The sequence below is a fragment of the Kaistia geumhonensis genome (genome assembly GCF_030815145.1).
GTDB lineage: Bacteria > Pseudomonadota > Alphaproteobacteria > Rhizobiales > Kaistiaceae > Kaistia > Kaistia geumhonensis.
Genome location: NZ_JAUSWJ010000001.1, coordinates 2,045,207 through 2,070,941, shown reverse-complemented (window position 1 = coordinate 2,070,941; position 25,735 = coordinate 2,045,207). Strand labels below are relative to the sequence as shown.

Annotated in this window: 34 protein-coding genes; 9 read left to right on the top strand and 25 right to left on the bottom strand. The window is 66.8% G+C overall.

The window, feature by feature from the left end:
- Window position 1: 1 nt before the first annotated feature.
- Genes QO015_RS09820 through QO015_RS09790 form a run of 7 tightly spaced genes read right to left on the bottom strand, consistent with a single transcriptional unit; the run spans window position 2 to window position 4,090 of the window.
- Window positions 2-1,882: a phage tail tape measure protein gene (locus QO015_RS09820; protein WP_266279737.1), complete on the bottom strand. Its 1,881-nt coding sequence runs from the start codon at window positions 1,880-1,882 to the stop codon at window positions 2-4.
- The gene (locus tag QO015_RS09815; RefSeq protein ID WP_266279738.1) at window positions 1,882-2,031 is read right to left on the bottom strand and encodes a hypothetical protein; all 150 of its coding nucleotides are present in this window, start codon (window positions 2,029-2,031) and stop codon (window positions 1,882-1,884) included. The genes QO015_RS09820 and QO015_RS09815 overlap by 1 nt, the downstream gene beginning before the upstream one ends.
- Window positions 1,998-2,438 carry a gene transfer agent family protein gene (locus QO015_RS09810; protein ID WP_266279739.1) on the bottom strand — a complete coding sequence of 147 codons (441 nt, stop codon included), beginning with the start codon at window positions 2,436-2,438 and terminating at the stop codon, window positions 1,998-2,000. The genes QO015_RS09815 and QO015_RS09810 overlap by 34 nt, the downstream gene beginning before the upstream one ends.
- Window positions 2,435-2,869 carry a phage tail tube protein gene (locus tag QO015_RS09805; protein WP_266279740.1) on the bottom strand — a complete coding sequence of 145 codons (435 nt, stop codon included), beginning with the start codon at window positions 2,867-2,869 and terminating at the stop codon, window positions 2,435-2,437. Before QO015_RS09805 ends, QO015_RS09810 begins: the two co-directional genes overlap by 4 nt.
- Before the next feature lie 14 nt (window positions 2,870-2,883).
- Window positions 2,884-3,282: a DUF3168 domain-containing protein gene (locus QO015_RS09800; protein ID WP_266279742.1), complete on the bottom strand. Its 399-nt coding sequence runs from the start codon at window positions 3,280-3,282 to the stop codon at window positions 2,884-2,886.
- A complete protein-coding gene (locus tag QO015_RS09795; RefSeq protein WP_266279743.1) occupies window positions 3,279-3,746 on the bottom strand; it encodes an HK97-gp10 family putative phage morphogenesis protein in 468 nt (155 codons plus the stop codon). Before QO015_RS09795 ends, QO015_RS09800 begins: the two co-directional genes overlap by 4 nt.
- Window positions 3,746-4,090 (bottom strand): head-tail adaptor protein, encoded by a 345-nt coding sequence (locus QO015_RS09790; RefSeq protein ID WP_266279744.1) that lies wholly within the window; start codon window positions 4,088-4,090, stop codon window positions 3,746-3,748. Before QO015_RS09790 ends, QO015_RS09795 begins: the two co-directional genes overlap by 1 nt.
- Window positions 4,091-4,128: 38 nt before the next feature.
- Here QO015_RS09790 and QO015_RS09785 point away from each other — a divergent pair, with 38 nt between their 5' ends.
- On the top strand, window positions 4,129-4,272 hold the full coding sequence (locus tag QO015_RS09785; protein ID WP_266279745.1) for a hypothetical protein: 144 nt from the start codon (window positions 4,129-4,131) through the stop codon (window positions 4,270-4,272).
- Here QO015_RS09785 and QO015_RS09780 read toward each other — a convergent pair.
- From QO015_RS09780 to QO015_RS09740, 9 genes are all read right to left on the bottom strand, one after another.
- Window positions 4,269-4,679: a hypothetical protein gene (locus QO015_RS09780; protein WP_266279747.1), complete on the bottom strand. Its 411-nt coding sequence runs from the start codon at window positions 4,677-4,679 to the stop codon at window positions 4,269-4,271. The genes QO015_RS09785 and QO015_RS09780 overlap by 4 nt on opposite strands.
- Window positions 4,680-4,703: 24 nt before the next feature.
- Complete coding sequence (locus QO015_RS09775) at window positions 4,704-5,291, bottom strand: head-tail connector protein (protein WP_266279748.1); 588 nt, start codon at window positions 5,289-5,291, stop codon at window positions 4,704-4,706.
- A gap of 8 nt (window positions 5,292-5,299) precedes the next feature.
- A complete protein-coding gene (locus QO015_RS09770; protein ID WP_266279750.1) occupies window positions 5,300-5,719 on the bottom strand; it encodes a hypothetical protein in 420 nt (139 codons plus the stop codon).
- A 68-nt stretch (window positions 5,720-5,787) separates the two neighbouring features.
- On the bottom strand, window positions 5,788-7,137 hold the full coding sequence (locus QO015_RS09765; RefSeq protein WP_266279751.1) for a phage major capsid protein: 1,350 nt from the start codon (window positions 7,135-7,137) through the stop codon (window positions 5,788-5,790).
- 5 nt (window positions 7,138-7,142) lie between these two features.
- On the bottom strand, window positions 7,143-7,862 hold the full coding sequence (locus QO015_RS09760) for an HK97 family phage prohead protease (protein WP_266279753.1): 720 nt from the start codon (window positions 7,860-7,862) through the stop codon (window positions 7,143-7,145).
- Entirely contained in the window at window positions 7,852-9,096 is a 1,245-nt protein-coding gene (locus QO015_RS09755; RefSeq protein ID WP_266279754.1) for a phage portal protein, read from the bottom strand. The genes QO015_RS09760 and QO015_RS09755 overlap by 11 nt, the downstream gene beginning before the upstream one ends.
- A gap of 3 nt (window positions 9,097-9,099) precedes the next feature.
- Window positions 9,100-10,848: a terminase large subunit gene (locus tag QO015_RS09750; protein ID WP_266279755.1), complete on the bottom strand. Its 1,749-nt coding sequence runs from the start codon at window positions 10,846-10,848 to the stop codon at window positions 9,100-9,102.
- 3 nt (window positions 10,849-10,851) lie between these two features.
- Window positions 10,852-11,484 (bottom strand): P27 family phage terminase small subunit, encoded by a 633-nt coding sequence (locus QO015_RS09745; protein WP_266279757.1) that lies wholly within the window; start codon window positions 11,482-11,484, stop codon window positions 10,852-10,854.
- A gap of 131 nt (window positions 11,485-11,615) precedes the next feature.
- Complete coding sequence (locus QO015_RS09740) at window positions 11,616-12,020, bottom strand: HNH endonuclease (RefSeq protein ID WP_266279758.1); 405 nt, start codon at window positions 12,018-12,020, stop codon at window positions 11,616-11,618.
- Window positions 12,021-12,271: 251 nt separating this feature from the next.
- On the opposite strand from QO015_RS09740, the gene QO015_RS09735 reads away from it, so the two are divergent.
- On the top strand, window positions 12,272-12,529 hold the full coding sequence (locus QO015_RS09735) for a helix-turn-helix domain-containing protein (RefSeq protein ID WP_266279759.1): 258 nt from the start codon (window positions 12,272-12,274) through the stop codon (window positions 12,527-12,529).
- Between the two features lie 82 nt (window positions 12,530-12,611).
- Here the strand turns inward: QO015_RS09735 and QO015_RS09730 are convergent, their stop codons facing one another.
- Together QO015_RS09730 and QO015_RS09725 are read right to left on the bottom strand one after the other, a co-directional pair.
- Window positions 12,612-13,478: a hypothetical protein gene (locus QO015_RS09730; RefSeq protein WP_266279761.1), complete on the bottom strand. Its 867-nt coding sequence runs from the start codon at window positions 13,476-13,478 to the stop codon at window positions 12,612-12,614.
- A 325-nt stretch (window positions 13,479-13,803) separates the two neighbouring features.
- Window positions 13,804-15,603 carry a DNA primase family protein gene (locus QO015_RS09725; protein WP_266279762.1) on the bottom strand — a complete coding sequence of 600 codons (1,800 nt, stop codon included), beginning with the start codon at window positions 15,601-15,603 and terminating at the stop codon, window positions 13,804-13,806.
- 41 nt (window positions 15,604-15,644) lie between these two features.
- Here QO015_RS09725 and QO015_RS09720 point away from each other — a divergent pair, with 41 nt between their 5' ends.
- The gene (locus tag QO015_RS09720; protein ID WP_266279763.1) at window positions 15,645-16,298 is read left to right on the top strand and encodes a hypothetical protein; all 654 of its coding nucleotides are present in this window, start codon (window positions 15,645-15,647) and stop codon (window positions 16,296-16,298) included.
- A 9-nt stretch (window positions 16,299-16,307) separates the two neighbouring features.
- Here the strand turns inward: QO015_RS09720 and QO015_RS09715 are convergent, their stop codons facing one another.
- The 7 genes from QO015_RS09715 to QO015_RS09685 all read right to left on the bottom strand — a co-directional run bounded on the left by QO015_RS09715 (window position 16,308) and on the right by QO015_RS09685 (window position 22,861).
- The gene (locus QO015_RS09715; RefSeq protein ID WP_266279765.1) at window positions 16,308-17,510 is read right to left on the bottom strand and encodes a DUF7146 domain-containing protein; all 1,203 of its coding nucleotides are present in this window, start codon (window positions 17,508-17,510) and stop codon (window positions 16,308-16,310) included.
- Complete coding sequence (locus tag QO015_RS09710; protein WP_266279766.1) at window positions 17,507-17,971, bottom strand: hypothetical protein; 465 nt, start codon at window positions 17,969-17,971, stop codon at window positions 17,507-17,509. The genes QO015_RS09715 and QO015_RS09710 overlap by 4 nt, the downstream gene beginning before the upstream one ends.
- Window positions 17,968-19,113 carry a DNA cytosine methyltransferase gene (locus QO015_RS09705; RefSeq protein WP_370877457.1) on the bottom strand — a complete coding sequence of 382 codons (1,146 nt, stop codon included), beginning with the start codon at window positions 19,111-19,113 and terminating at the stop codon, window positions 17,968-17,970. Before QO015_RS09705 ends, QO015_RS09710 begins: the two co-directional genes overlap by 4 nt.
- A 2-nt stretch (window positions 19,114-19,115) precedes the next feature.
- Window positions 19,116-21,719, bottom strand: coding sequence for a DNA methyltransferase (locus tag QO015_RS09700; protein ID WP_266279768.1), 2,604 nt, complete (start codon window positions 21,717-21,719; stop codon window positions 19,116-19,118).
- Window positions 21,716-21,967: a hypothetical protein gene (locus tag QO015_RS09695; protein ID WP_266279769.1), complete on the bottom strand. Its 252-nt coding sequence runs from the start codon at window positions 21,965-21,967 to the stop codon at window positions 21,716-21,718. Before QO015_RS09695 ends, QO015_RS09700 begins: the two co-directional genes overlap by 4 nt.
- Complete coding sequence (locus QO015_RS09690) at window positions 21,964-22,437, bottom strand: hypothetical protein (RefSeq protein ID WP_266279771.1); 474 nt, start codon at window positions 22,435-22,437, stop codon at window positions 21,964-21,966. The genes QO015_RS09695 and QO015_RS09690 overlap by 4 nt, the downstream gene beginning before the upstream one ends.
- 106 nt (window positions 22,438-22,543) lie before the next feature.
- On the bottom strand, window positions 22,544-22,861 hold the full coding sequence (locus QO015_RS09685) for a hypothetical protein (RefSeq protein ID WP_307289573.1): 318 nt from the start codon (window positions 22,859-22,861) through the stop codon (window positions 22,544-22,546).
- On the opposite strand from QO015_RS09685, the gene QO015_RS09680 reads away from it, so the two are divergent.
- The 6 genes from QO015_RS09680 to QO015_RS09655 all read left to right on the top strand — a co-directional run bounded on the left by QO015_RS09680 (window position 22,851) and on the right by QO015_RS09655 (window position 25,733).
- Complete coding sequence (locus QO015_RS09680) at window positions 22,851-23,729, top strand: XRE family transcriptional regulator (RefSeq protein WP_307289570.1); 879 nt, start codon at window positions 22,851-22,853, stop codon at window positions 23,727-23,729. The two genes, QO015_RS09685 and QO015_RS09680, sit on opposite strands and share 11 nt — an antisense overlap.
- A 96-nt stretch (window positions 23,730-23,825) precedes the next feature.
- Window positions 23,826-24,221 carry a hypothetical protein gene (locus QO015_RS09675; RefSeq protein ID WP_266279775.1) on the top strand — a complete coding sequence of 132 codons (396 nt, stop codon included), beginning with the start codon at window positions 23,826-23,828 and terminating at the stop codon, window positions 24,219-24,221.
- A gap of 5 nt (window positions 24,222-24,226) precedes the next feature.
- Window positions 24,227-24,457: a hypothetical protein gene (locus QO015_RS09670; protein ID WP_266279776.1), complete on the top strand. Its 231-nt coding sequence runs from the start codon at window positions 24,227-24,229 to the stop codon at window positions 24,455-24,457.
- On the top strand, window positions 24,457-24,624 hold the full coding sequence (locus tag QO015_RS09665; protein ID WP_266279777.1) for a hypothetical protein: 168 nt from the start codon (window positions 24,457-24,459) through the stop codon (window positions 24,622-24,624). Before QO015_RS09670 ends, QO015_RS09665 begins: the two co-directional genes overlap by 1 nt.
- A 114-nt stretch (window positions 24,625-24,738) precedes the next feature.
- Window positions 24,739-25,113: a hypothetical protein gene (locus tag QO015_RS09660; protein WP_266279778.1), complete on the top strand. Its 375-nt coding sequence runs from the start codon at window positions 24,739-24,741 to the stop codon at window positions 25,111-25,113.
- A complete protein-coding gene (locus QO015_RS09655) occupies window positions 25,110-25,733 on the top strand; it encodes a hypothetical protein (protein WP_266279779.1) in 624 nt (207 codons plus the stop codon). The genes QO015_RS09660 and QO015_RS09655 overlap by 4 nt, the downstream gene beginning before the upstream one ends.
- Window positions 25,734-25,735 lie beyond the last annotated feature (2 nt).

Genomic DNA, 25,735 nt, shown 5'->3' with positions numbered 1-25,735 from the left:
TCTAGAGCCCGCGCTGCCCGCGCGCGACGGCCCGCGCGATGGTGGATTCGACCTGACCGCGCGAACGCTGGAAGCTTCCAGAATCCGGGGTCGCGATCGAGACGCTGACATTGGTCGTGCCGCCGCTCCCGGATCCCGCGTCCCTGGCGATGACATGGTTCGGGATGACGCGGGCGCCTCGCGGCAGGTCAACGATCTCGGGGCCCTTTTCCCCGACCCAAGTCGGCCCGCCGCGCCAGTTGGTCGTTCCGGTCGCGTTGTGACCGATCAGGGATTTGATAACTCCGTCGAGCACCCCGGTTGAGGACCCGCCGCCACCGCCGAAGACAGCGTCGAGAGCGACGTTCAGCAGCTTGTCGGAGATCTTCTGGATCGCGTTGGCAAGCGCCTCAGCCGCGCTCGCGCCACGCAGAAGATCCGATGCAAAGCCGCCGGCGACATCCTTCATGGTGTCGCGCATGTCTTCCGCACGCTGCAGGATCAGTCCCTGCTCCTCTGCGAGCCTTTCGGCGTCGACGACAACGGCGGCATAGCCGGTCGCCAGCTGGTCGATCGACTGGCGCAGCTCTGGCGTGATAGCGATGCCCGCTTCCATGGCGGCCGTCAGCAGATCCTGCGCTGCACGCGCCTTTTCCACCGCAAAGCCATAGTCGGTCACGAGGGGGTTGGCCGATGCCTGCGCGTTGGCCTCTGCGACGAGAGCCTGCGTTCGCTCCTTGATCGACTTGACGGCCCGCTCGTAGTCGTTCGGTCCGCCCGATCCGCGACTGACACTCCCGGAGCCGCCGCTCATGGAGGGGACGACCGTCGGCGGCGATGAGGTCGCGCCTGCGGTCGCCGGAGCGGCGCCGGATCGTGCCGCGTTGCGCTGCGCTTCATAGGCCGCATAGGCCGCATCCTCGGCTTTCATGGCCGGCGACTGAATGCCGAACCGCCGCTGCAAGGCGAGTGACGACGTCCGAAGGCCTGTGAAGTCACCGAAGTCGCGCCCAGAAGCTGCGACCGCCGCCTGCACCTTTGCGAGAAAATCGTCCATCTGCTTGAGCGGCAGACCGGCCAATGTGTCCGAGATCTCGCGGAGCATCTCGTTGACGCCCGTCAGCCCATTGATCAGCAGCGGCGCCGTGCGCACGGCGAATTCTTCGAACGTGTTCCGCAGCTGCGATTCGAGCCCTGTCAGGGTATCGTCGAGCGCTCCGGCCTCGGCAACGAGATCGTCGCCGAGCACGACGCCCGCGCGCCGGGCATCGGCAACGAGATCATTGATACCCGCGCTGCCCTGTTTCAGCAGGCCAACCAGGTCGGGCCCGGCGGACCTTCCGAACGCCATCACGGCCAGGTTGAGCTGGTCCTGGGGGCTCCTGGCGCCTTTCACGAGATCAGCGTATGCGCCGAGGAGGTCGATTGACGACCGCAGATTGCCGGACTGGTCCCGCACAGCGACATTGTTGGCTTCAAGCACCGCCGCGAGGTCGCCGGTTCCGCGTCCGGCGTCGGAGACATTCTTGACGAACTTCGAGAGTCCGGAGTCCAGCGCCTCCGTCGATCCGCCCGCCTGCTCGGAGGCATAGCGCAGGGCCTGAATTTGTTCGGCAGTGACACCGAGGGCGTCCGCGAGATCGGAGAGATCGCCGACACTGCGCACCGCATCGCGGATAGCGTTCAAGTTGAGACCGGCGAGGAGTGCGCCGGCGGCACCCGCCCCGACGCCCTTGAGGAAGTCAATACCGAAGCCATCGAGCCTCTTGTTCATCGTTGCGAACCGCGTCTCGATCCGCTTTGCCGTCTTGTCGCCGATGCCAGCGGCTTTCTTCATGGCGTTCTCATAGCTCTTGATCTGCGCCTCGAGGCGCACCACGAGCCTTTCGAGATCGGTCGCCATCAGCCGAGCCTCCGCACCATGTCGTGATATTCTTCGGCCGTCGGCGGCTCGACGTCCGGCTCGGCGCCGTTGGCGGTGTTGAAGCCGTCGACGCAGGCCGCGAACTCCCAGAAGCTCATGTCGTCGACATCGCGGGGGGTGAACCCCATGGCGGCGCCGGATCCGTAATAGGCGGCGAAGGCGAGGCGTCCGTCGCGTCCGCCTCCGTCGCGGCCCCCGCCGCCGCCTCTTTTCCCACGGGCTCGTCGGGCACGCCGACAAGTGACGCGAGGACGATCGCCTGCGCGACCGGCACAGCCTCGATCAGCGGGCGCTCGTCGACATAGCGGGCGACAAGGATGTTGGCATCCGCCGGCTTCATGCCGCCGCCGACAAGCCCCAGCCGGATCGGCTGGCGCACGTCCTGGACGCGCCAGCGGCTGCCTCCAAGCCGCGAAAGCAGCTCGGGAGGACCGATGCCGCATTCCTCCTGAAGTTCGACCCACTGGCGGATCGCAAGCCGGAATGAATGCGTCCCGCCGTTCCATGCGATCTCGATCGCCCCAGAGCGGCTCATGCGGCGATGCCGACCGCGCCGTCGGACTGAAGCTCGATCTCGACCTGGATGAGCCCGTCCTGCTCGCCGGTGATGTTGAGGGTCGTCAGGTGATATTTGCCCTCATAGGTACGGGGGCCGACCGAATAGTCGATCGTCACCTGGACATTGCGCGAGTCTTGGTCCGAATAGGCCGCCTCGTAGAGATCGAGGCTCTCCTGCGCGAGCGTGCCGGAGCCAGAAATCGTGGACGACAGCGCGCTCTTGACACGCTCGGTCCAGATCGGCGCGTCCGGGTCGTCGCAGTCCGCGACGTTGAATTCGTTCACTCCGGCCGAGCGGCCGAATGACTTCGTCGTCAGGGCGCAGGGGGCCGTGAAGACCTCCGGCGATCCACCATCGCCAATCTTGACGAGCAGCTTCGATCCCCGAAGCGTGGTCGGCTTCGCCATCATTGTCTCCTGTATCAGGCTGGCTGTGTCAGAGCGCGGAACGTCATCGCCACATGGCTTGTGACGCCGTCGGGATCACGAAGAGGGCGCTGATCCCGAAAGTGGAGAAGCAGAAGAACATGCTCGTCGAGCGGCAGATCGGCATCGTGCAGCGCATGGCGGACCTTGCCGGCGATGCGCTTGGCCTCAGGAAAACCGACCGCCCGCGACCACACGTGAATGTCCAGAAAGGACTCGGTGCCGTCATAGCAATCGGCAGTATCGGCGAGGTCCTGTCCTTCGCCGATCGTGACATAGGGGAAGGCCGCCGATGGCGGCACGACATCGAACACGCGGCCACCGACCTCTGGCACGCCGCGGCTCAGCGCGTCGACAATAGCCTTCTGGAGCGCCAGGCTCGGGCTGCCGATCATTTCGACGCTACCTTCTTGGCAGCACGGTTGACCGCGCGCGCGATCCGCGATTTCGCCCTCTTCTTTCCGGCTCGATAGGCCGGGAAGAAGAATGGAACGGCTTTCGACCCTGGATGCTCGCCACCGTTGAACGGGTTGCGCTTCTGCCGATGCGGCGCTGTCCCGAACTCGACAAACGCCGCGTAGTAGGCGTTCTCGTCGCCGGCATGCACCGTGACAGAAAGATCATTGCCGCCTCCGGCCGATACTCCGCGCACATTGGAGTTGTCCGGCGTGTAGGCGCCAAGCGTCGATCCGATCGACCGCGCCAGCGCCCCGCTTTTCTTTGGCGCGAGATGACGAGCGAGGTTCGCGATCTCCTCTCCGCTCTCGACGAGAGCTTTTTGAATCTCGGCTCTCGCCGCAGGGGCCATCGCCGCGATCTTCGCCTTGAGCCGATCGAGCCGCTCCACCTTGGTCGCCATCAGCCCGATGCTTCCCCGCTCGATGCAAGGATCTCGATCATGACGTTGCGCTCGTCCATGTTGGCGGCGGCAGTGATGTTGAAGATCGTGCCGCGCCGTGCGTCGACCGCCCGCCAGTCCGGAGAGATGGTGCGCGTCTGGCGTGACGCCCGGACATGCAGGATGACAGGTTGCGTACCGGCGAGCCTGGCCGCCTGCACACCTTCGCCGCCCTTCAGATACTGGATGCGCCCCCACACGACGAACTGCTCGACGAAGGGACCGGAGACCGGGTTGCCGAAGCCGTCGTCGATTGCGGCGCGTTTCTGGAACGAGAGGCGTTCCCGAAGGTCACCCGCGCCCATTGTCGTGCTCCTGCTTGGGCTTGGCGACAGGGACAGCCTTGCCGGCCGCGACGGCGCTTTTCGCGCATGCCGTGGTCACGAGCAGGGTCTGGCCGGCCTGGAACACTGTCGTGCGCCGCTGCCGAAACGGCGGCGGCGACCAGTCGAAGCGGCTGGTAAACCGCACCCAGGGCACGGTCTAGAGCGCGACGCCCGGGAACTGGAAGTCGACCGTAAGGACAGTCGTCGATCTGGCGAGCCCGACCTGGCAGACATACTCGCCGCTCCCGACATCGGCGAGCGGGCAGATGCCGCCTGGCGTGTCGGACAGATAGTAGGCCGTGGCCGCCGTGAGAGTGGCGCCGATCGTGATGTCGCCAGCCCGGTGCACCTTCACGGGTTGCCCCGCCGCTGCGCCGTTGAGAAAGATGCAGGTGCCGCGCCGCGCTTCGACGGTGGCGGAGTTGCTGTCGGCCAGCATGTAGCGGCGCGTGCTGGTGTTGTAATACCCGACCTTGCCGGCCGCGACGGCTTCGCCCGCGATGCCGGACGCCTGCACGCTGTCGTCGCCCGCGATGACGTTTGCCGCGGTGATGGAGAGATCAGCCATGGTGAGATCCTTGAGAGGGAAATATCAGAGGCCTACGCGGCGATAGGGCGCGATCAGTGCGTCGACCGCGTATGGCAATGCGGCGAGCGTGCTTTCCGCTACGGCTTCGCGGTTGGCATAGAGATGCCCGACGATGAGCAGCGTCGCCGCCTTGATCGGCGCGGGCACGTCGGCAGCGGCGACCCCGGCGACATAAGTGACCGATACCGAATCGGACCGGCATGCCGTCGACGGCCATGTCGAATCGCCCACACACTCGACAAACGGCCCGCGCTCGTCTGTGAGCAGTCGATACACCCCGGCCGAAAGGGCCTGCTGAGCCCCGGACGGTTCAAAATAGGTCAGCGACGAGATGGAGGACACCGGCGAGAGAGCGAGCCGCAACGGCCCGCAGCGGGTGCTGCCAAAGCCGAAAAAGTCCTGCCGCCAGGTCTGGGTCACCAGAGCTCGACCGAGCACGCCCGACCAGCCATCGAGATGCCCGACCGCCGCCAAGATCAGCGCCTCGATGAGGAGATCATCGTCGTCGTGGTCGACGCGGCAATGCGCCTTGGCTTCGGCGAGCGACACCGGCGTTTCCGCCGGTGCCGTGATCAGGACGGGCGCGAGCATGGCGCGGGTCAGATCGGCGGGTTGGCCGTCGGCTGGCGGTTCGGATGGCCGAGCACCCAGACGCCGCCGATGAAGACGTTGCCGGTATTGTTCGCCGGCGTGATCGTCGCGCGAACATAGCGCTTGATGCCGGTATAGCCGATCTTGCGCGGCTCGCCGTCGTCGCCGAAGTCGGCGCTGCCGAGCACTTCGGTGCCGTTGAGATAGGCGTCGTCGACCGCGGCGAAGGACGAATTGTCGTCGCTGTCTTCGATGAGCAGCGTGTAGGTCATATCCGTGTCGGCGTTGGTGCCGAGGATATAGGCCAGCATGCAAGAGCCGTAACCCTTGAGATCGGCGACGGACGAGACCTGCGCGGTGTTGTCGGTGACGGCCGCCTTCGGCGCGAAGGCCGCGGCGACGTGCACCCGATCCATGATGTCACGCATCGTGCGTATCCTTGAGATGGAGAGGGAGGAATGCCGGCGCCGCGAAGGCGCCGGCCGCGCGTTGCCGCTTACGAGGTGCCGAACTTCAGCAGCTTGTAGGCCTCGAAGTTCACGACGCCGCCGCCGACCCGCTTCGTCGTGTAGAACTTGATGAAGGGCTTGGCGGTGTAGGGATCGCGCAGCACCCGGATACCCTGGCGGTCGACGATCTGGTAGGCCGCCGCGAAGTCGCCGAAGGCCAGCGAGTAGCTGTTCGACGCCACCGCGGGCATGTCCTCGGCGCGGGTGACCGGGAAGCCCATGATCGATTCCGGCGTGCCGAGCGTGAAGGCCGGCTGCCAGAGATAGTTGCCCTGCCCATCCTTGAACTTGCGGATGAGCGTGACGACGGAGCGGCGGGTCAGCCAGCGCGCATTGTTGAGATACGCACCCTTCAGCGCGCCCATCAGGTCGATCAGCTTGTCGGCCGGGTTGGAGCCGGCGAAAGCGCCGTCCGAGCCGGTGGCGACATAACCGACCTGTCCCCAGGTGACGCCGGCGCCGCTGTCGGCGGCGGCGGTGTATCCCTTGGCGAGACCGAGGATCTTGTTGGCGGCACCGTTCACGAACTCGGAGTTCTCGAAGCGCGAGAACTTGTCGCCGACCTTGCCGCTCAGCCAGCCCTCGATGTCGACCGCCGCATCGTCGAGCAGCTGCTGCGTCGCCTTCGGCTCGGTGTCGATCCAGAAGACGGGGATCCGCCACTTGCCGACCTGCGGCGTGGTGGTATCCGAGCCCTGCGTCATCTCGCCGGCATAGCCGGCGCCGGCCTCGCCATTGTCCTCGATACCCTCGAGGGCGTCGGTGCTGATCGCCTGTACGCTGGCAATCTGGCGGATCGGAGAGGTCTCGTAGACCTTCTTGACGATGCGCCCGGTGATGTCCGGCGTGACGAAATAGCCGCCGTCGGGGTCGGAGCCGACCGAGAGCGTCTTCACTTCCTCGGCCGTGAGCAGCCGTTCGTTCTTGCGCAGGAAGCCGTTGAAGGCGGACTTGTAGGCGTCATAGCCCTTCTCGTCGAGCGGCGCAAAACCGCGCTTCTGGTCCGACGCGACGGCGGCGAGGGTGACGTTGAAGTCCTTGATCTCGATGGCGCGCTTCGCCTCCTCGACGCTGCCCGCCTTGATGCCCTCGCGGTTGATCCGCGCCTCGAGCGCCTCGCGCTCCTTCTTCTCGGCCTCGAGCTTCGCCTCGATCGCGGCCTTCGCCTCGACCGCGCTGTCGAGCGCCTTTTCGACCTTGCCCATGCGCTCGACCAGCAGCGGGTCGGTGGCGCCCTTCTTCTTCAGCTCGTCGAGTTGTTCGGTGTGCGACTTCTTGAAGGCGTCGAACGCCTCGCCCTGCTTGTCGAGCAGGCCCTTGATCTCGTTCAGGTCCATGGTTCTCACCGTGCCGAAAGGGATGCGATGTTCCGGCGGATCACGTCCGCCAGGTCGGCCGCAGCACTCTCGTCGCGAGAGCCTGGTCCCGGTGCACCGCCGTCACGGCGGAGCCACTTCTTGAAGCCGGCGACGGCCTTCGCGGCGTCCCGTTGCGAGAGGTCCTCCGTCCGGAGGATGGCTTCGATCTCGCGAATGTCTTCGACGCTCAGATCGTCCTGCGACTTGACGGCGCTGACGCGCGCCTTGCCGTTGGCCGGGAAGGTGACAACCGACACCTCCATGAGGTCGATCTTCTTGAGCGTGCGGCGCGGCTCCTCGGGCTTGGTGCCGAGCGCGAATTCCTTCGCCCGGTAGCCGATCGACATGCCGTCGAGGGCGCCTTCCTTCATGGCGCCATAGATCGTCTTGCCGCGCTCGGTGTCGAGATTGATGAGGCGACCCTTGACCTGAAGGCCGGTGTCGTCTTCCGACATCGCCTCCCAGATCCCGACCGGCAGCGCGTCCATGTCGGTCATCATCCAGCCGCCATGCTGTACGAGCATCGGCGGCAGTTTCTTGAGCCCTTTCCACTCGCGCAGCGTCTCGCGGAATGCGCCCTTCTGGATGACGTCGCCATAGGCGTCGACATTGCCGAACACCGCGCCATAACCCTCGAAGATGCCAGCGGTGGCGCCCTCGGCGAACTTCACCTCGAGCGGCGCATAGAAGGCTTCACTGCGCATTGGGATCTCCGGGCGTGTTCGACGGGTCGGCCGGCGACGTGCCGGGCTTCGCGGTCGGCTGCGGCAGCTCGTTGGCCCTCGGATCGTCCGACGGGTCCATATCCTCGAGGCGCCGCACGTCGTTCTGGGTAAGCCAGCCCTTCGTGCCGCCGGCGCCGAGGCCCTTGGAATAGAAGTTGGCGCGGTCGTTTGCGGCGCCGCGCATCAGCGCGTTGGGCGTGAACTTCGTGTAGTAGCCGGCCGCGCGCTCTTCCTCGGTAAGTAGGTTGACGTCGGCGCTCTGCTCGATCAGCTCGTACCAGGGCGAGAGCGTGTGCACGACATGCGCCAGGAAGAACTGCTCTGCGCTGGCATAGGTCGGCGAGGTGTCGCCGCCATGCCCGACCATTATCGGCATGATGTTGAAGGCGCGGCAGATCTCCTCGATCTGGAATTTGCGCGTCTCGATCAGCTGTTGATCGACACTGGACATCGCATGCGATGCCCATTCGGCCCCCATGTCGAGGATCATAGGCTTGGCGGCCCGGTCGCCGCCGACGGCGTGCCTGTCGATCCACTTCGCCAGGAACTCGTAGCGCTCTGGCGAGAGCTTTTCCTCCACGGAATAGGAGCCGGAGACCGCGGCGCCGTTCTTCTGAAACTCGGCCTGGCCGCGCTCCAGCGCAGCCGCAAGCCCGATCGCCTCCGCAGCCAGCCGAAGCGGGTTCATGCCGAGATAGCTGTTCCACGACGGGCCGCGCAGATGCCAGATCGCCTCGGCAGGGAATACCTGTTGCTCACCCTTCTCGCCGGTCACGCGATAGACGAGCGAAAGATCGTCGCGGCGCTCGACGGTGACGCGCTGCGGCTCGATGATGATCAGCTCGAAGATGTTGCGCGCGATACCGACCCGATTGACGAAGACGTAGGCATTCCAGGTGAGCGCCAGATGCAGCACGAGTGTCTGGCGGAACTCGAAGGCCGTTTGCCACTTGTTCGGCCGCCGATAGAGCAGCGAATAAAGCGGGTGATCGCTCGCCGGCTTACGGCGGTCGTCGGCTTCCCGATAAAGGCGAAACGGCACCTGCGCGACGCCGTTCATCAGCACACGGCAGCAGGCGAGCACAGTCGTGGTGCTGAGGGCCGTTTCCGGCGTCAGTGGTGCGCCGGTCGGAAGTCCGCCGCGCAGCCAGGCCTGACGCTCGGTCGGGTCGGCGTTCTTCCGCCCCCAGGGGAGCCAGGACCAGATGCCCATTCGTCAGGTCGTTTCCCAGAAGGATTTTGCGTCGTCGTTGCGGAAGGCGAGGCCTGCCGCCATGACACCGGCAACGATGCCGTCGATCTTCTCGGCCGAGCGCTTCTTAGCCGGCGCGAAGTTCAGGTTTTCGTCGAAGCGAACGACCGCGTTGCCCGCCATCCAGCGCATCACCGGATGGCCGCCGTGATCGAGCAGCTCGGCATAGACGAGCCGCTCGAAGTGCTTCGACGGCTCGCCCAGCGTCGCGATGCCCTGCCGCATCTCGATCAGCCGGTCGATCTCGACGCCCTCGGTCTCGAGGTCGGCGACGAGTTTCGTCGCGTTCCACGGATCGTAGCCGACGCCGAGCACGTCGAAGTCGTTGAAGCCTTCGAGGACAGCGGCCTTCACGAAGTTCTGGTCGACATAGTCGCCGGGCGTCGTCTCCATCGCGCCCATCGCCTTCCAGCGGTCATAGGGCAGGCGATCAGCCTTGACGCGCTCGGCCAGCGTCAGCTCGGGCACCCAGAAGCGGCAGGCCAGCTGCCACTTCGTCTCGTCGCCCTCCGGCGGGAACAGCCAGATCAGCGCCGTCACGTCGCGGGTCGACGAGACGTCGATCGCGCCCCAGCAAGTACGGCCCTTCAGCCGCTGCGCCGCCGTCTTCCAGCTCGTCGCGTCGACGGCGCAGGCATCCCACTTCTTGACGCTCAGCCAGCGGACGGTGCCGTCGACCCACTGGTTGAGGTGGTAGCAGCGGAAATGCGCCTCGGCCCGCGGATTGTCGATGGCAAGCGCCGCCTCGCGCCGCAGGAAGGCGATCGTCGGCGACAGGCCGAGCGACGGGTTGGCGCGGCGCCAGGCGTCTTCGTCCCGCCAGTCGTCTTCCGGCCCGGCCGCGAACACGACGACCAGCGTCGCCGGATCGTCGATCCGGCCGTCGAGAATGGCGAGGCTCTCTTCCCAGAGCGCGACGCCGGTCGGGTTCGTCTTCTTGCCCGCCGTCGAGGCATAGAGCTCGATGGGCTGCAGGCGCGTTCCCGTGCCTTGCCGCAGCGTCGTCTCGACCTCGCGCGAGCGCCATTCATGCATCTCGTCGCCGGCGATGACGGTCGGCGATTTGCCGTGCTTGCCCTCCTCGGAGCCGGTCAGCAGCTCGAAAAGCGATGCCGTCGGCTTCAGATAGATCGATTTCGCGAAGGGCTGCGCGTCTTCGGCGAGCCGCGGATTGCCCGCGATCATCGCCTTCATCTTGCGCAGCACGACGCGCCCCTGCGCCTCGTCGCGGGCGAACACGAAGCCTTGGCCGCCGGCGACGCCCTCGATCGCAAAGAAGAGCAGCGCCAGCGCGGCGAGGAACTCGCTCTTGCCGTTCTTGCGCGGGATCCAGAGCAGCAGCCGCTTGAAGACGCGGACATGCGCGAAGGTCTTTGCGCCCGTCCACGGGTCGATGATCTCGGTCGGCGCCTTCCAGCCGACGAGAAGCCGCACCACGGCCGCCTGCCACGGCAGCAGCCGGAACGGAACACCGGCGAAGCGATCGTCGGTGAGCACGAACCATGTCGGCCACAGCGCGACGACCTTCTCGGCCTTCGCATGGTCGAACCACGCGCCCGGAACCTGCCGCGCTTTCTCCCAGGCCTTGCGCGCCCATTCGTTGCCGGGCTCGGCGCACAGCTCGGTGAGCCATTGCGGTTCAGGCCACAGGCTCGCGCGGGCCGCCGCCTCGACGGCGACCGTCGAAGCGCCAGCGAGGGGATCCTCGCTCATCTCTTAGTTGGGCAGGCCCGGAGGCGGTTCCGAATCGAGGGCGTCGAGCGAGCCGATCAGGCTGTCTGCCTTGGCGGGCGCCGGCGGCTCGGAGGAGCTCGCGGGCTGGCGCTGGTCGCCGAAGAGGCCGGGATTGCGCGACACCGCGTCCGCCTGGTCGCGCACGAGGGCGTATTCCTCGCGCGGCGTCAGGCCGAATTCCTTCCCCAGCTCCATGACGTTGCGATAGGCGATCTCGCGGAAGGCAACGATCGGCCGGGTGCGTTCCATCTCCGAGCCGGAGACGGTGGCCACCATCTGGAAGGTCCCGTTGCGACGGATATCGTCCGACGCCGCCAGCCATTCGCCGTAGTAAACGCAGAACATCGCGAAGTGCAGCCGGTGCAGCTGCGACAGCCGCTTCGTTCGCCGAAGCTCGGGCGCGAAGTCGCGCCAGATCTTGAGCGCCGGCGCGACGGTCGGGTCGGTGAGAAACACCGGCGGCGAGAACTCGTCGCCGATCGGCGGCGCCGCGGCGAGGAGGCTCGCGACGCGATCCGCCTCGGCGATCATCTTCTTGACGCTCTTGCGGCGGCGACCGGGATGCCCCTTCGCAGCCTGGGCAGCCGGGTCACCCCGCCTGCCACGCGCAGCCATCGGGTCACCTCATGTTGCAGCGCCGGAGTGACGCCAAAAAAAACCTGCCGCCGAATTCCGCGCCGATTTCTTCCCTATTGGAGCGCCGGTCCTGTCCGAAAAGGCCCGAACTTTCGACCCCCCACCCCCCCTCAACCGAGCGGGCGGAGCGCGCGGGTCAGGGCGGCGGCCTCGGGGCTCGACAGCCAGAGCGCCGGGGCGCCGACCTCGCCGCGCCTCCACCGATCCTCAAGCCGCTGCTTGACCACGTCGTGGTGCCACTTGCAGCAGCCCTGCCAGCGCTCCGTGTCCCAGAAGCGCGCCGTATCACCGTCATGGGGCACGACGTGATCAACGACCGTCGCCGGCTCGATCCACCCGACAGACTCGCATCCGAGGCAGAGTGGCGAGCGGGCGAGGAAGGTCTGTCGCGCCTTCTGCCAGCGGACGTTATAGCCGCGCTCGCGGGCACTGCCGCGCCGCTCGTCATAGACGCGCCGCTGCTCCGCCCGATCAGGCCGACCAGCGGGGCGAAACGTCGTTGGGCGCGATGGCATGGGCTCAAACAAATACGGTGTTTCCTCATATTCCGCTTGCGCGATATGGGGAAACACCGTATAAAGAGGGTGTCAGGCAATACCGCCTGACATCAACGGACTGGAGGCACCATGAGCATCAAGCTCACCTTCCAAGTCCGGTTCGGCAAGTGGAGACTGACACTCTCCATTAGCCGGTAAGCCGGGGGCCGGCGGGGTCTGACACACCCCGCCGGTTCCCCAGAAGATAGCGAAGCACAGGAGCCGCCGCAATGCTCACAGCGTCCGATCTGCCCGAACTGCGCAAGGCCTTCGGCCTGACACAGACGGGGATGGCCGAGCTGCTCGGCATCCACCTGCGGTCCTATCAGGACATCGAGGCGGGCAAGGTCGTCTTCAAGACAATGCACCGCCTCGCGATCGAGCGCGCGCTGCTGCCGCTCGCCGGGAGCGAGGATCTCGCCCGCCTTCTGCCGGCGGCGCTTCGCACCGACATCCTGGCGGTGGCGACGCTCCTCAAAAGCGCCTGATCAACGAAAAGGCCCGGCAGCGTCACCGCTCCGAGCCTTCTTTCTTACCGTGGCCAACGCTAAGTCAAGGGAACGCCGCAAGTCAAGCGGCGAGCCGCTTTCGATCAGCATGCGAAAGCCGGCCCTGCCACGTCGCCGCCGCCGTCAGGTTCGGCAGCACCTGCGGCGCCACCTCCGGCGCCTCTTCCCAGGGCCGGGCAGGGCGCTCGGTCGGCACGACGTCGAACCCGTCCAGCGCGCCGGTGAGCGCATCGGTGAGGACGCCGAGTGCCGCGTGCCAGACCTTGTATTCGATCCGCCCTTCCGCGACCGGCGCCGGGTCGGGATCGAACTCGACCTTGCGATAGGCGCCCGGCATAGGGCGCTTGCCCGTCGCATCCCAGCCGTCGACCTCGCATTCCATCGGCCCGCCCGAGGTCTCGATGACGATCGTGCGGAACCACGCCGCGCCATTGCCGCTCGCTGCGCGCCTGAACCGTCGCTCCGGCTCCTCGCCCTCCCAGACGGGACACCCGCCGAGCAGCGCATGCTTGACGATCAGACCGACCGGCCCGCCCTTGATGAGCCGCGCGCCCTGCGCATCGACGATCGTCACACGGTTCTGCGCCCGCGCCAGGACGCCGGGCATCTCGTCACCGATCACCGGCATGTCCGAGAGCAGGCCGTCATCGGCCTCGAGCTCGAATTCGACGCCCGCCAGCGCCTGCACCGCCTCATAGACGCGCACCGCATCGATCGACGGCTCGGCCATGGCCATCAGGTCCGCCACGACGCCGAAGCGGTTCTCGCCGGCGCAGTCGATCAGCGAGAGATATTCGCCATAGGCCTCGACGGCCGAATAGGCCCGCTTGATGCCGACGCCGGACAGCGCCCGCGCGGCCCCGGCCTTCGGCAGCTCGTCCCGATAGGTCCACCGCAACAAGGCCTCGATCCCGATCCGCTTCACCATGGCGCTGTCTCCGCATTAGGGTTCGATAGGGTTTCACAGGGTTCAAATCAAACCCTGGGAAGCGATTATATCATAAGGATCAATATCTTATGGAATGAGGATCAGGGTTTGCAGGGTTTTCTCGCGTATATGTGAAGTAAAAGCACCATCAATCGCCGCCGACTGATGATCCCCCGAACCCCCGCATGTATAGGCGCAGGCGCGAAAACCCTGTGAACCCTGTGATCGGCAGTCTATCGCCTTGAGCAGTCACGCTTTTTCGCGTCACAGGGTTTGACGCAAACCCTGTGAAACCCTGTGAACCCTGTGATGTCCCCGCAGGGTCTCAGGGTTCGTAATCCTCTGGCGAGGGGCTGCGGGGCGCGGTGGCCGGCACATCGTGCAGGCGGCAGTCGAGATAACGGCGCGGACTGCCCTCGGAGCGGCGGAAGCGCGTCTTCATCACGCGGCCGAACTTCGTCTCGAAGAAGGCCTTCTTGGCGTTCGCCTCCGACCACGCGACATAGGCCTGATACATCTCGCGCGCCGTGACGCTCTCGCCCGCGGCCGGGCTGACGCAATCGCCGACGAAGAGCCCGATCGGGTCCATCTCGTCGCGATATTCCTTGGTGGCGAGCTTCACCGCCTCGGGGATGACGAGACCCTCGGCCATGTAGCGCTTGGCGCCCTCGATCATCCAGTTGAGGATGCCGGCATATTCCGGCGCGAACCGCGCCAGCACGTCCTCGAAATTCTCGCGTCGCTCTTCGGCGATCGTCACCGGCCAGTGCACGACGAGCATGCGCCGCCAGATTCCGTTATCCGTTCCGTCGATCCGCGGATAGCCGTTGCCGCTCATATGCCCGGTGAAAATCGGCGTGAACTCGAAATAGCCCTGGAAGAGCGTTCGGACGGGAATGCGCTCGCCGCCCGTCAGCTTCTTGACCAGCGCCTCCTGCAGCGGCTGGTCGGCCGCCAGCTCGAGCACGCGCAGGCAGCGGACGCCATAGAGCCGTGCGAGGTCAGGGCTCGCCGCGCCGGCGCCGCGCGCGCCGTCGCCGGTGATCGATTCGGCCGGCAGGCCGACGGCGAGGTCGCCCATGACGCGCATGATCGTCTCCATGAAGACGCTCTTGCCGTTGGCGCCGAGCCCGTAGTGGAAGACGATATGCTGGCTGGTGAGGCCGAGCAGGCCGAGCCCGCACCAGGTCTGCAGCATGCGCCGGGTCGCCGCGTCCGGCTGGAATTCGTCGAGGAAAGCGTCGAAGCGCGGGCAGGTCGCGGCCGGGTCATAGACGATCGGCAGCACCTTCGTGATCATGTCCTCGCGGCGATGGCCGGGGATCGGCGTGCAGCGGCCGAGCCAGCGCGTCACGTCCGGATCGGGGCATTCGGGATCGGAGATCCTGTCGAAGGCGAGCGTGCATTCCGCCGTCGCGACGAGCAGGTGATTGGCGTTGAAGGCCTCGGGCTCGATGAGCATATGCGGCGCCGCGCAGGCCAGCATGGCCTCGAGCCGCGCCTTGTTCTTCGAAGAGACGCCGAATTTCCGCCGCGCGATCTGCCGCTTCTTGAGCTCGGCCTTTGCCGCCTCGCCGTCGTCGACGAGTGCGCGCAACAGGCGGATGCGCTGCTTCTCCGCGTCGGTCGGGCTCTCCTTTGCTTCGAGCGTGTCGAGCTCGTCCTCGGCGTCGGCGCCGCGGCGCATGGCCTTGATCTCGTCGGGCGTCGCGGTGAGATGGTCGGCCTCGAGCGCGATCAGCGCGCCGATCTTCTGCGCGATGCGCATCGCGGCCGGCCCGCCGGTGTCGACGTCCCAATGTGTCCCGGTCCAGGCGACGAAGGCCGGAACCTTGGCGCCGGCCTGCTCCATCACGACGAGGTCGCGGCCGAAATGCTTGCGCAGCCGCAGCCCGTTGTCGGTGTCGGAATGGTCGAGCGGGGCGCATTCGGCGACGAGGTTCGGATCGACGCTGCCATCGGGCGGCAGGTCGGAAGGCCCGTTCTCGTCGCCGTCATAGTCGCCGAACGGCGCCGGCCCATCGCCGGCGTCGAAGTCGCCGCCCTCCGAGGAAGGGGGTTCGGGGCCGATCGGTTGGGCATGCGCGATCGCATCGGCGATTTGGCGGCGCGGATCGTCTAGCATGAGCCACCGATAGACTGGGGGAAGTTATGCAAAAGGAATGGTTGGGCGAAGCCGCTTGGGCGATCACCTTCGTTCTGACGGCGATCGGCGGCTTCACAATCTTGGTCGCCACGCCATCGCTTGCGCCGCTCGATATGATCGATAAACTTGGACCAACACTCACTTCTGCAGGCGCGATAGCAGCCGCATTTTGGGCCGCTCGTAGAGCTTGGGATGCCGCCCAAGCTCAAATCGAAGCTAACGAGCGCTTTCATCGGACCGCAGCGCTGAAGAGAAATACCGACATACTCTTGGCTGTCGCTGTAGACCTTAGATTTATTGCGAGCGCGCTTGACAGCGGAGTATGGTCGCTCCAAAGGGCAGTCGTTGCTGGTGAATACATCAACAGGTACCACTCCGAGGTTTTCGAGATCGATGGACGCCTCGGCATCGTGCTCAATTTCTTCCGAAATGATTTCGGCAATCTCAAGATAGGTAACGCAGCCGTTGGGGAAAGTCCGAGTGACGTCATAAAGAAATACGCTGCGAAAGCTGTTGTAATCGCCCAGGCGATGGACAATGTACGTGAGCGGCTTTTCCAAGATGGAACGATTACGTCCCCTTTTGTCGATATGGGTACGCTTGAGGACGCCTTTTACTCGCGCAGCGTTGCGCTCGATGAGGAGAGCTACATCGTCATGCTTACGGAGGACTAGCGTCATTAGTCACTTCCCCCTCAGCACATCGTTCCAGTCGCCGCCGGCCGGCGCCCAGGCGACCTTGATCACGCGGCCCGGCCGAGCCCAGCGCGCGGCCGCGCGGCGCAGCGTCATCTCGGTGGTGAAGCGGTCGCTGTCGCCGTCGCCGAGCAGGATCACATCCTCGACCCCGTCGGGCGGCATCAGCGCCGCATAGCGCGGGTCGCGGTCGGGCTGGTCGTTCGGCACGCGCTGCTTGCGCACCCGGCCGAGCGTGTCGGTGCGGGTCGCGGTCGGATGCGGGATCGTGTCCATCGCGCGCCCGCCGATATTGCCCAGCGAGATCCCGGCGACGAAGAGCGTCTCGCCCATCCAGCCGGGCAGCATCTCGGCCGCGCAGGCATGCTTGACCGAGAGCACCGTCTCGATCCCCTCGCCAACGACGAGCCGCCTGGCCACGGGGTTGCGGGAGAGTGGAATATGGTTGCCGCCGGCCGAGCCGCGCACCTTCTTCGGCGAGAGCACTTCGCCGGTTTCGGGATCGGCGATCTCGGCCTTCGCATGCGTCGCCGGGTCGACCCATGTCGTGTGGACGCCGCGGAACCGCCCGTCCGGCCCGATGATGGCGCCGACCATGGCCGGGCCCCTATGCACCTCGCGCGGCCGCTTTCCGTCGAGCTGATAGAAGGGGAGGGAGGGCGTCATCTTGAGGCGCGCGCCGCCAAGCGCGGCGGTCGCGATCCCGCGCGCGGCGAGGTAACGCCCGATCGGGTCGATCGGCCGGATCGCCACGGCCTCCTGCCAGATTTTCCATGATCGCCGCCGCTCGGCCTCGCGATAGTCCGCCGCGGCGCGCTCGCGTTCCTCGTGCTCGGCCGCGCGCTGCTCGGCCCGCCGCCGCTGCTCGGCCTCGTCGACCGTGCCGCCGGCGCCGTCCGGCCGCGCCTCGCCGGTGATCCGCTCGCAGGCCGCGGTGAAGTCGCAGGCGTCGAGATAGCGGACCATGGCGATGACGTCGCCGCCTTCGCCGGAGGCGCGGCAATGGAACACCTGCTTGCGCCGGTTGATCGAGAAGCGGTCATGCCCGCCGCAGGCAGGACACGCCCATGCCATCTCGTGGCCGCGGCTCTTCCAGTCGAGCCCGTAGAGCCGCGCGGCAACCTCCTCGATCGGCACGGCCCGCGCGCGGTCGATCCAGTCGTCGACGGCTGGCGAGGCAAGGGCGGTCATCGCGACGATCCGGTCTCGACGAAGCGGATTGTCTGGCCGACCGATTGCGCCGAGCGGTCGAAGGCGCCGCCGATGGCGGCCTTGGTCATCCCGAGCTGGTGATAGGCCGCATGGAACAGCGCCTGCCGCGCGAGGCGGGCATTGGTCGAGCCGCCATGCTCGCGGATCTGGCGTTCGGAGACCTGGTAGCGCCCGCAGATCTCGGCGAGCAGCGCGGCGAGGTCCTCGGCCATCGCCGGCGACCTTCCGGCATCGGGCCGAACGGCGAGCGCGCGGCGCGAGCGCGGCGACCATCGCCCGAGCTGCGCGCGGATCGCCAGCGCCTCGGCCGAGCAGTCCCGCTCGGGCGGGATATGCCCGTGATGCTTCAGCATCGCGGCCAGCGCACGCCGATTCTGCTCGATGCAGTCCTGCCGCGTCGGCCAGCACTCGATCTCGTCGCGCCGGGTTTCGATGGTCATGCTGCGCCCTCCCTCACAAGAAGCTCGGCTGCTCGGGCGGAGCCGCGGGCGGCGTGCCGAGCGAGGAGAGCGCGGATCGCATATCCGCCCTGAAGCGGGACAACGCCGTTACCGAGCATGCGCAGCCGCTCGACGCGGGCGGCGTGAGGCCCAGAAAGGTCCACCCGGGCGGCCAGCCCATCAGCCATTCGACGAACAGCGGGTTCAAGGTCCGGCGAATATGCGAGGACTCCTCGCCATCCGTCGTGATCTGCTGGTCCAGGCGGAAAGAGGGGACCGCCACGACCTGATCCTCGAGGTTGCCGTTTGCGCGCGTCGGCGTGATGTGCTTCGGGTTGCCGAGCGCCCGGGCAATCTCGACCCTCGGCGTCGCCCATTTCTCCGCTACCCAGTCGAGCATGTCGTTGCGGATCTTGCCGTCCGATCGGATCAAAGCATCCCCGCCGCCCTTGTGATCCCGCGTCGTCGGCGTCGGCCATGTCCGCGCCGCCATCGCGAGCGGCATCCCCATGCCATTGCCGTTGATGCCCTTCGCCTTCTGTCGCTCCTGCCGCGCCGCGAAGCTCTCCGGCTTTTCCTGATCGTTCATCAGGTTCGCATCCGGTGTCGGCCAGCCCGAGGATGAAGAGCCGCTCGCGCTCGTGCGGCGCGCCGACTTCCGACGCGCGGAACAGTCCTGCCTCAACCGCGAAGCCCAGCTTGCGAAGGTCTCGCCATACGCGCTCCGCTCCAGCGATTTCGTCAGCCCCCGCCGCGAGCATGCCGGCGACGTTCTCGATGAGGACGAACCACGGCCTTGCGCGGGCGATGATGCGCCGCGTGTCGCTCCAGAGGTCGCGCTCGTCGAGGCTGCCGCGCTTGCGGCCGGCGAGGCTGTGCGGCTGGCACGGGATGCCGCCAATGAGGCCATCCACGAGGCCGCGCCAGGGGCGGCCGTCGAAGGTGCCGACATCCGACCAGACAGGCGCCGGAGCCAGGAGACCCGCGTCCATCGCCGCGACCAGATGGGCAACGGCGAAGGCTTCCCTCTCCACCACAACGACGGCGCGAGATCCCGGAACGGCGAGGTCGAGGGCAAGGTCAAGCCCTCCGCCTCCGGTGCACAGGCTGATGACGTCGAGAGGCCGGGGACGAAGAGCCACATTCACTCCGCTGCCTCCGCGATCCCGCCCTCGTCGCCCTCGGCCGAGGCCTCGGCGCCGAGCAGGTCGAACAGCGTCGGCACGGCGATCTCGCGCGCGGCGGCTTCCACCCACCGGCAGCCGTCGAGGAAGTAGCGCGGGTTGAGCTCGATTCCGATGCCCTTGCGGCCGAGCTTCACGGCGCAATAGGGCGTCGTCATCAGCCCGCCGAACGGGTCGAGCACGGTTTCGCCGGGCTCGGAGCGCTGCAGGATGGCGCGGTTGACGATGTCGAAGGGCAGGGGGCAGAGATGCTTCTCGGCGCCCTTGCCGGCCTGCATCGTGTTGAGCGAGCGCATCTGCGCGACATCGGTCCAGACCTCCTCATGCCAGGAATGGACGGGCAGCAGCGCGAAATCGGGCGGCAGCTGCCCGACCAGCTCGCGCGCTTCGGCGATGGCGATGTGATGCTCGAGGTCGTAGACCGCCTGGAGGTTGAAGCGCTTCCACATGCGATAGGCGATCTTGGCGTCGAGGCCGACCAGCGCGCCCGGCTCGAGCAGCCGGTCGCCGGAGGAGCGCCAGAAGCCGGCGGCGTCGAGTTGCCAGCGCGCGCGGCTATAGCCCTCGCCGCTCCAGCCGCCCTTGTCGGCCATCCGCTTCGTCTTCTTCACCGGCGCGTCGGCATAGCCGTTGCTGCGGTCGGTCGGCGGCTTGCGGAAGGTCAGCACATATTCGGGCATGCCGTTGCCCATGCGCGACCCGTCCTTGCATTGCTCGCTCCAGCCGAGCCGATAGGTCTGCGCGTTCTCCCGCACCACGTCGGTGACGTTGGTGATCCGCGACAGGAAGGCGAAGCCGTGCTTCTGGAAATGCGCGATCGTCGCGTCGGAGAAGGGGTAGACCGTCTGGAAGCCGAGGCCCGAAAGGCCCCCCGGCACGATCCGGTCCTTGACATGGATGACGGCGCAGCGGCCGGGCTTCAGCACGCGCAGAAGCTCCGGCGTCAGGAAGTCCATCTGCGCCCAGAAATGGTCGTTGTCGTCGGTGTGCCCGAAATCATTGTAGGAGGGCGTGTATTCATACTGCGTCGAGAAGGGGATCGACGTGACGATGAGGTCGACGCTGTCGGTTCCCATCCGCGCCGTCTCCTCGACGCAGTCATTGTTGACGAGCGTGTAGTTCTCGCCCGTCGAGACGACCCGCTCGACGCCCAGAGAGCGCGTCAGAGTCTCGGCGAAGGCGGCGTGCGACAGCCCATAGTCGCGCATGATCGCGGTCATCTTCTCGCCGAGCTCCTTGTGGCGCGCCCATTTGTCTTCGAGGCTGCGGCGCACCTCGCGCTCGGCCTCGGTGTAGATGAGATCGATGCGGACGGGCCGGCTCTGCCCGAAGCGTTGGATGCGGTGCACGGCCTGGATGAAGTCGTTGAACTTGAAGCCGATGCCGAGAAAGACGGCCTGCGCGCAGTGGCGCTGGAAGTTGCAGCCCGAGCCGGCAATGACGGGCTTCGCCGCCAGCTCGGCGAACCTGCCGTCCGAGAAGTCGATGATCCGCTGCTCGCGCTCGTCGAGATCCTGTGAGCCCCAGACGGCGAGCGCGGTCGGGATCGCCTTCTCGATGGCTTGCCGCTCGGCCTCGAGGTCGTGCCAGATGATACGGTGCGCGGCCGGGTCCTCGGCGCGGATCGCCTGCAGCCGCTCGATGCGCCGGGGCAGGCTGTCGCGCTTCTCGCGCGCCGCCTCGACGAGACCGCGTGCGCTGTCCTTCAGGAGCCGCCCTTGCCCGTCCTTCTCCTCGCCGGCGGCGGCGTGGTCGGAGCCGATCTCATGCCAGCGAAGGTCGAGCGCCGGCAGCTCATAGCCCTCGTCGGAAAAGCCGAGATCGGACGGCTTGGTGATGAAGAGCGCCCAGCTCGCCACCCACAGCCAGAACTCCTGTTCCTTGTGCGGATGCAGCGTCAGCTGGTCGGCATGCTCGCTGTCGCGCCGGAAGAAGCGCGTCTTCGCCTCGCCGACATCCATGACGCCGAGAAAGGCGGCATAGGAAAGCAGCTCGATGAATTCGTTGGGCGAGGGCGTCGCCGTGGCGACGAAGCGGAAGCGCACCTTGTCGAAGAGGCGCATGAACTCGCGGAAGGTCTTGGTCCCGCCGAAGCCGCGCAGCACCGAGGCCTCGTCGAGCGAGGCGGCGGTGAAGAGGGCCGGGTCGAGCTTGCCGTCGCGCACCGTCTCGTAATTGGTGAGATGGATCACGCCGGGCTCGATCTCCGCCGCCGAGCGGATGAATTTCACCCGGACTTCACAGGCGCCGGTGAAGCGCTCGCGCGCCTCGCGGATGAATTCCTGCCTGACGCCGAGCGGCAGCACGATCAGCGCTGCCTCGCCGGGAAACTGGCCAAGGATCTGCCGCAGCGTCTCCAGCTGCATCGCCGTCTTGTGCAGCCCGAAGGCGGCGAACAGCGCCCGCCGCCCGCCCTTGACCAGCCAGGGCACGATGGCGCGGCAATGCGGCTTCAGTGCCGGGTTGACGCTCTCGGCCGCGATCGGCAGGCCGCGCAGCGGGGCCATCTTGATCTTCGCCTCGAGAAACGCGCGATAGGCGCCGCCCTTGCTATCGGCGCTCATGCGGCCACCATCCGGCGCACGAAGCGCGCGGCCTCTTTCAGGGTTGCGGGATCGAAGAGCGAGGGCTCGGCAAGCAGGGCTTCGAGCCGTTCGCGACGAATGCGCAGCGCCGCGGCGATGCGGGCATGCGGCCATCCGGCGGCGAGCATGGCGCGAGCGATCCGCCGCCGCCGCGCCCGGTCGGGCGTCAGTACGGTGACGCTGATGCGCCGGCCGTTCCGCTGGAAGGTGAGCCGCGTGATGGTCATTTGCGGCCGCTGGCGATTGGGGCAAGCTTGCCCTTGGCGCGGTCGATTTGCCGCTCCAGCGCGCCGAATTCGGCGAGCGTCGCCTTCGCTTCCTTCGGCGTCACGATGTTGTCGGCGAGCGCCGAGCCGAGGGAGGAAGAGACGCGCGCCGCCTGCACGGTGAAGTCGACCAGGTCGACGACCAGATGGCCGCCCGCCTCTTCGCCCTCGCCGATCGGCGCCAGTTGATGCTGCGTGAGCGTCGCGAACAGCCGGCCGAAGATCGGCTTCTGCGTCTTGAACTCGATCAGCGCGATCGCCCAGACCGGGAAGAGATCGGGATAGGCGTCGCCCTGGATGCGCGAGATCGAGCCCGCCGAAAGCCCGGTGAGCGCCTGCACCACGGCCGGGCCGCCGGCGGCAAGCACGACCTGCCGGTTGGCATCCTTGATCAGCGTCAGCAGTCCGGAAGGCAAATCGGTAGCGTCCACGAAAATCACCTCGCGGTTTTTTCGCTGCGAAAGTCAGGGCGGCGTGTGAGGGTCGGCGCGTCAGATCACGGGGGACCACGCAGATGACGGATCATGGAAAGAGCGCTCATGCGGTCACCCGCTCGAGGGTGGCGCCCTCCGACACCGGAGGAGCGGCGTCGGAGGGCTGGGGCGGCGTGGAGGAGACGCGCGCCGGGGTATGGGGGCGAGGAATATCGGCAGGCCAGCCGAGATCGGATGGCCAAAGCGATGACAGCTTCGCCAGCGCGGCTTCCATGCGGCGTGCGCCGATATCGCGGCCGGCGCGCAATGTGCTGATGCGCTTGCCGTCATTGAACAATCGGGTCGAGAGCGTCGACACTGCCAGACCGCTTGCGGCGCAGTAGGCGTCAACCAGTCGAAGGAAGGCGTCGATGGACAACATGGCCACCATGATGCGGTACGAAAACCGCACTGTCAACGGTACGGATACCGGATGCGGTTTTGACAGCGTCGCGGTAAGGAAACCGATCATGGCAACCCGTCACGACATCCTGCTGCAGCGGATCGAGGAGCGCTTGAAAGCGCTCGGGCTTTCGCGCGAGGCGGCGTCCACTCGGGCGGGGATGAGCCGCGATGGTCTGCGCAATCTCACGCGGGCGAAGGGCCGGATGCCGCGAAGCGAGAACCTCGCCAAGATCGCGGCCGTCCTTGAGACGACGACCTCCTATTTGCTCGGCGAAACCGACCAGGTCGCTGATGACGCTGACGGCGCCCCGCCCCAGCCGGAGCCGCCCCAGCCGGTTCTTTTGACGCCCGATCAGCTGGCGCGAGAGGCGTTCGACAGCAGCAGCGAAGTGAGGCTCGCCGACGTCCGGTTGCCAAGTCGCGCTGAAATGCCGTTGAATGTGCCCGTGTACGGGTTGGCGGCGGGTAGCCTCATGGGTACGTTTGAGGGCTTCAACTTTGAGGGCGAGATCGTCGACTATGCTCGCCGGCCGCCAGCGCTCGCCCACATCAAGGACGCTTACGCACTCTACATCACCGGGCACTCGATGGAGCCGCAGCACCTCGACGGTGACCTCCGCTTCGTGAATCCGCACAAGCCGGTGCGTCGGGGCGATACCGTTGCCATCCACATCCGAAATGGCCCGCACGCTCCGCTGCAGTGCTACATCAAGATCTTCCTTGAGCGCCGGCAGTCGGGCGTTGTCGCCCGCCAACTGAACCCTGAAGCGACGATGGAATTCGCCGCCCAGACGGTCGTGGCCGTCCATCGGGTCCTCAGCATGAACGACCTGTTCGGCCTTTGATGCGGTAAATATGCCGATATACCGCATTTGACGCTTGACGCGGTACGCATACCGCACTAGCGTTCCCTCCATCGAACCACCGATGGAGGCTTTCCCATGGTCGACACCGCCGCCGCGCTGGCCAAGGCGCGCATTGAAGCCGACCCGAGTGCCCAGGTCGGCGCGATCGTCGGCCTGATGGCCGCGACGATGATCGAGATGGCCGCCGGCTTCGGCAGCTGTTCCGATGATGACCTCGCGAGCGAGGGCTTCACCGTCGCCGAGATCGCGGAATACGCCCCGGCCGCCCGCCGCCTTGCGAGAGAGCAGGCCGTCCGCGTCATCGAGCGCCCCGCCGTCGATGGCCCGGTCGAGACCGTCCACGCCCTGAAAGCCCTCGTCGACCTCGCCGAGCGTCACGGCGCCGGCCTCGACCGCGAAGGCGCCGCGATCCTGAAGCGCGGCAAGCAGGCGGTCGAAAACTGCCGCTTCCTCTTCGACGTGGCGGCGTGACGGCCATGGCGAACGAAGTTACCGCCATCAGCCTGCGCGCCGGCGAGCGGCTTACCGCCGAACAGCTTGTCCGCGGCGACACCCGCATTGTCACGCTCATGAGCAACGAGACCTTGCTCGCGCTCCTCGTCACCAAGGACGGCGTCTACAGCAAGGCCTTGGTTGACGCGATTAACGGGGCGGGCGGCGGCCCCGTTTATCGCGACGAGCCGCCGGCGATCGCGAGGGCTCGCTGATGCGCGCCCCGCTCTTCATCCCGGCTCCCGAGCCGGCGCGGATCGACTGGCGCAGCTTTGCTCGCGACGCCGTCCAGTCGGTCGCCGGCCTCGCGCTGCTCGCAGCCTTCGCGGCCGCCATGGCGAGCTTCGGCCTCGCTCTCGTCGGACTCGGCCTCGCGTCCTGATGCCCGTCGAAGCGCCGATCGACCCTGACCTCTGGTCCACCGGCCGCCTCGCGCGCGCCGATGCCGACGATCGGCGCAGCAAGCTCTCCCTCGTGCTCGAAAGGAGCCACCCTCATGAGTGCAGCGCAGCCGGAGGAAGCGACGGCTCCCGCCTACCCGCCCGAGATCGAAGCCGCGCTGGACGCGCAAGGGAAGCTGGCTGCGAGCTTCTATGAGCAGATCCTCGATAACTGGCCGACCTTCTGCGCTGCGCAGAAGATTGACGAGCGGGTCCCGGCCCAGGACTTCGTCGCAGCGGTGCTGTCGCACGTCATGATCGCGACGCTCGCGAGCTCGGTCGTGGTGAAGGAAGCGCCCAATGCCGGCTTCGCGCGCGCGCTTGTCGCAGACGGAGCTCGGATGCTCGTTGACGCGCTGAAGGTCAGCGGCGTCGAGTGGGCCCTAGACTATCTCGGCCAGCGCGCCGAAGGCCGGGGCACTGTCCAATGACCGCGCCATGGCTCCAGACGGCGAGTGGCCGCGCCTTCGATCTGATCGACCCGAAGGCTGAGAATGTCGACTTCGCGGTCGACATTCCCGAGGCCCTGGCGCGCATCCCGCGCTTCACCGGCCATGCCGGCGCCTATTCCGTCGCACAGCATTGCGTGCTGGGCGCCGATCTCCTCTTCGCCGAGACCGGCCGGCCGGACTACGCCGCGGCCTTCCTCCTGCACGATGCGCATGAGGCCTATCTCGGCGATATAGCGACGCCGATCGCCGAGGCGCTGGCGATTGTCAGCGTCGAGCGGCTCCTCAGCCCCTCCGAGGACGGCTTCCGCGAGGCGATCCGCACGCTGAAGGCGCGGATCGACGCTGCCATTCACCGGGCGGCGGGCATCGCCTTCCCCCTCCCGCTCGAGACGAGCCGCGTCGTCAAGGATTGGGATGCCCGCATGCTCATGACCGAGCGCGCGCATCTGATGGCAAAGCCGCCGGCGCCATGGGCGATGGAAGACCTGCAGCCGATCAAGGTCCGCGGCGCCATCAAGGCCTGGCCGTGGCCGAGGCCCGCCGACGAATACCGGGCGCGCCTGCGCAGATGGTGCCCGGCCGCGCTGGGGGAAGGCTGAGC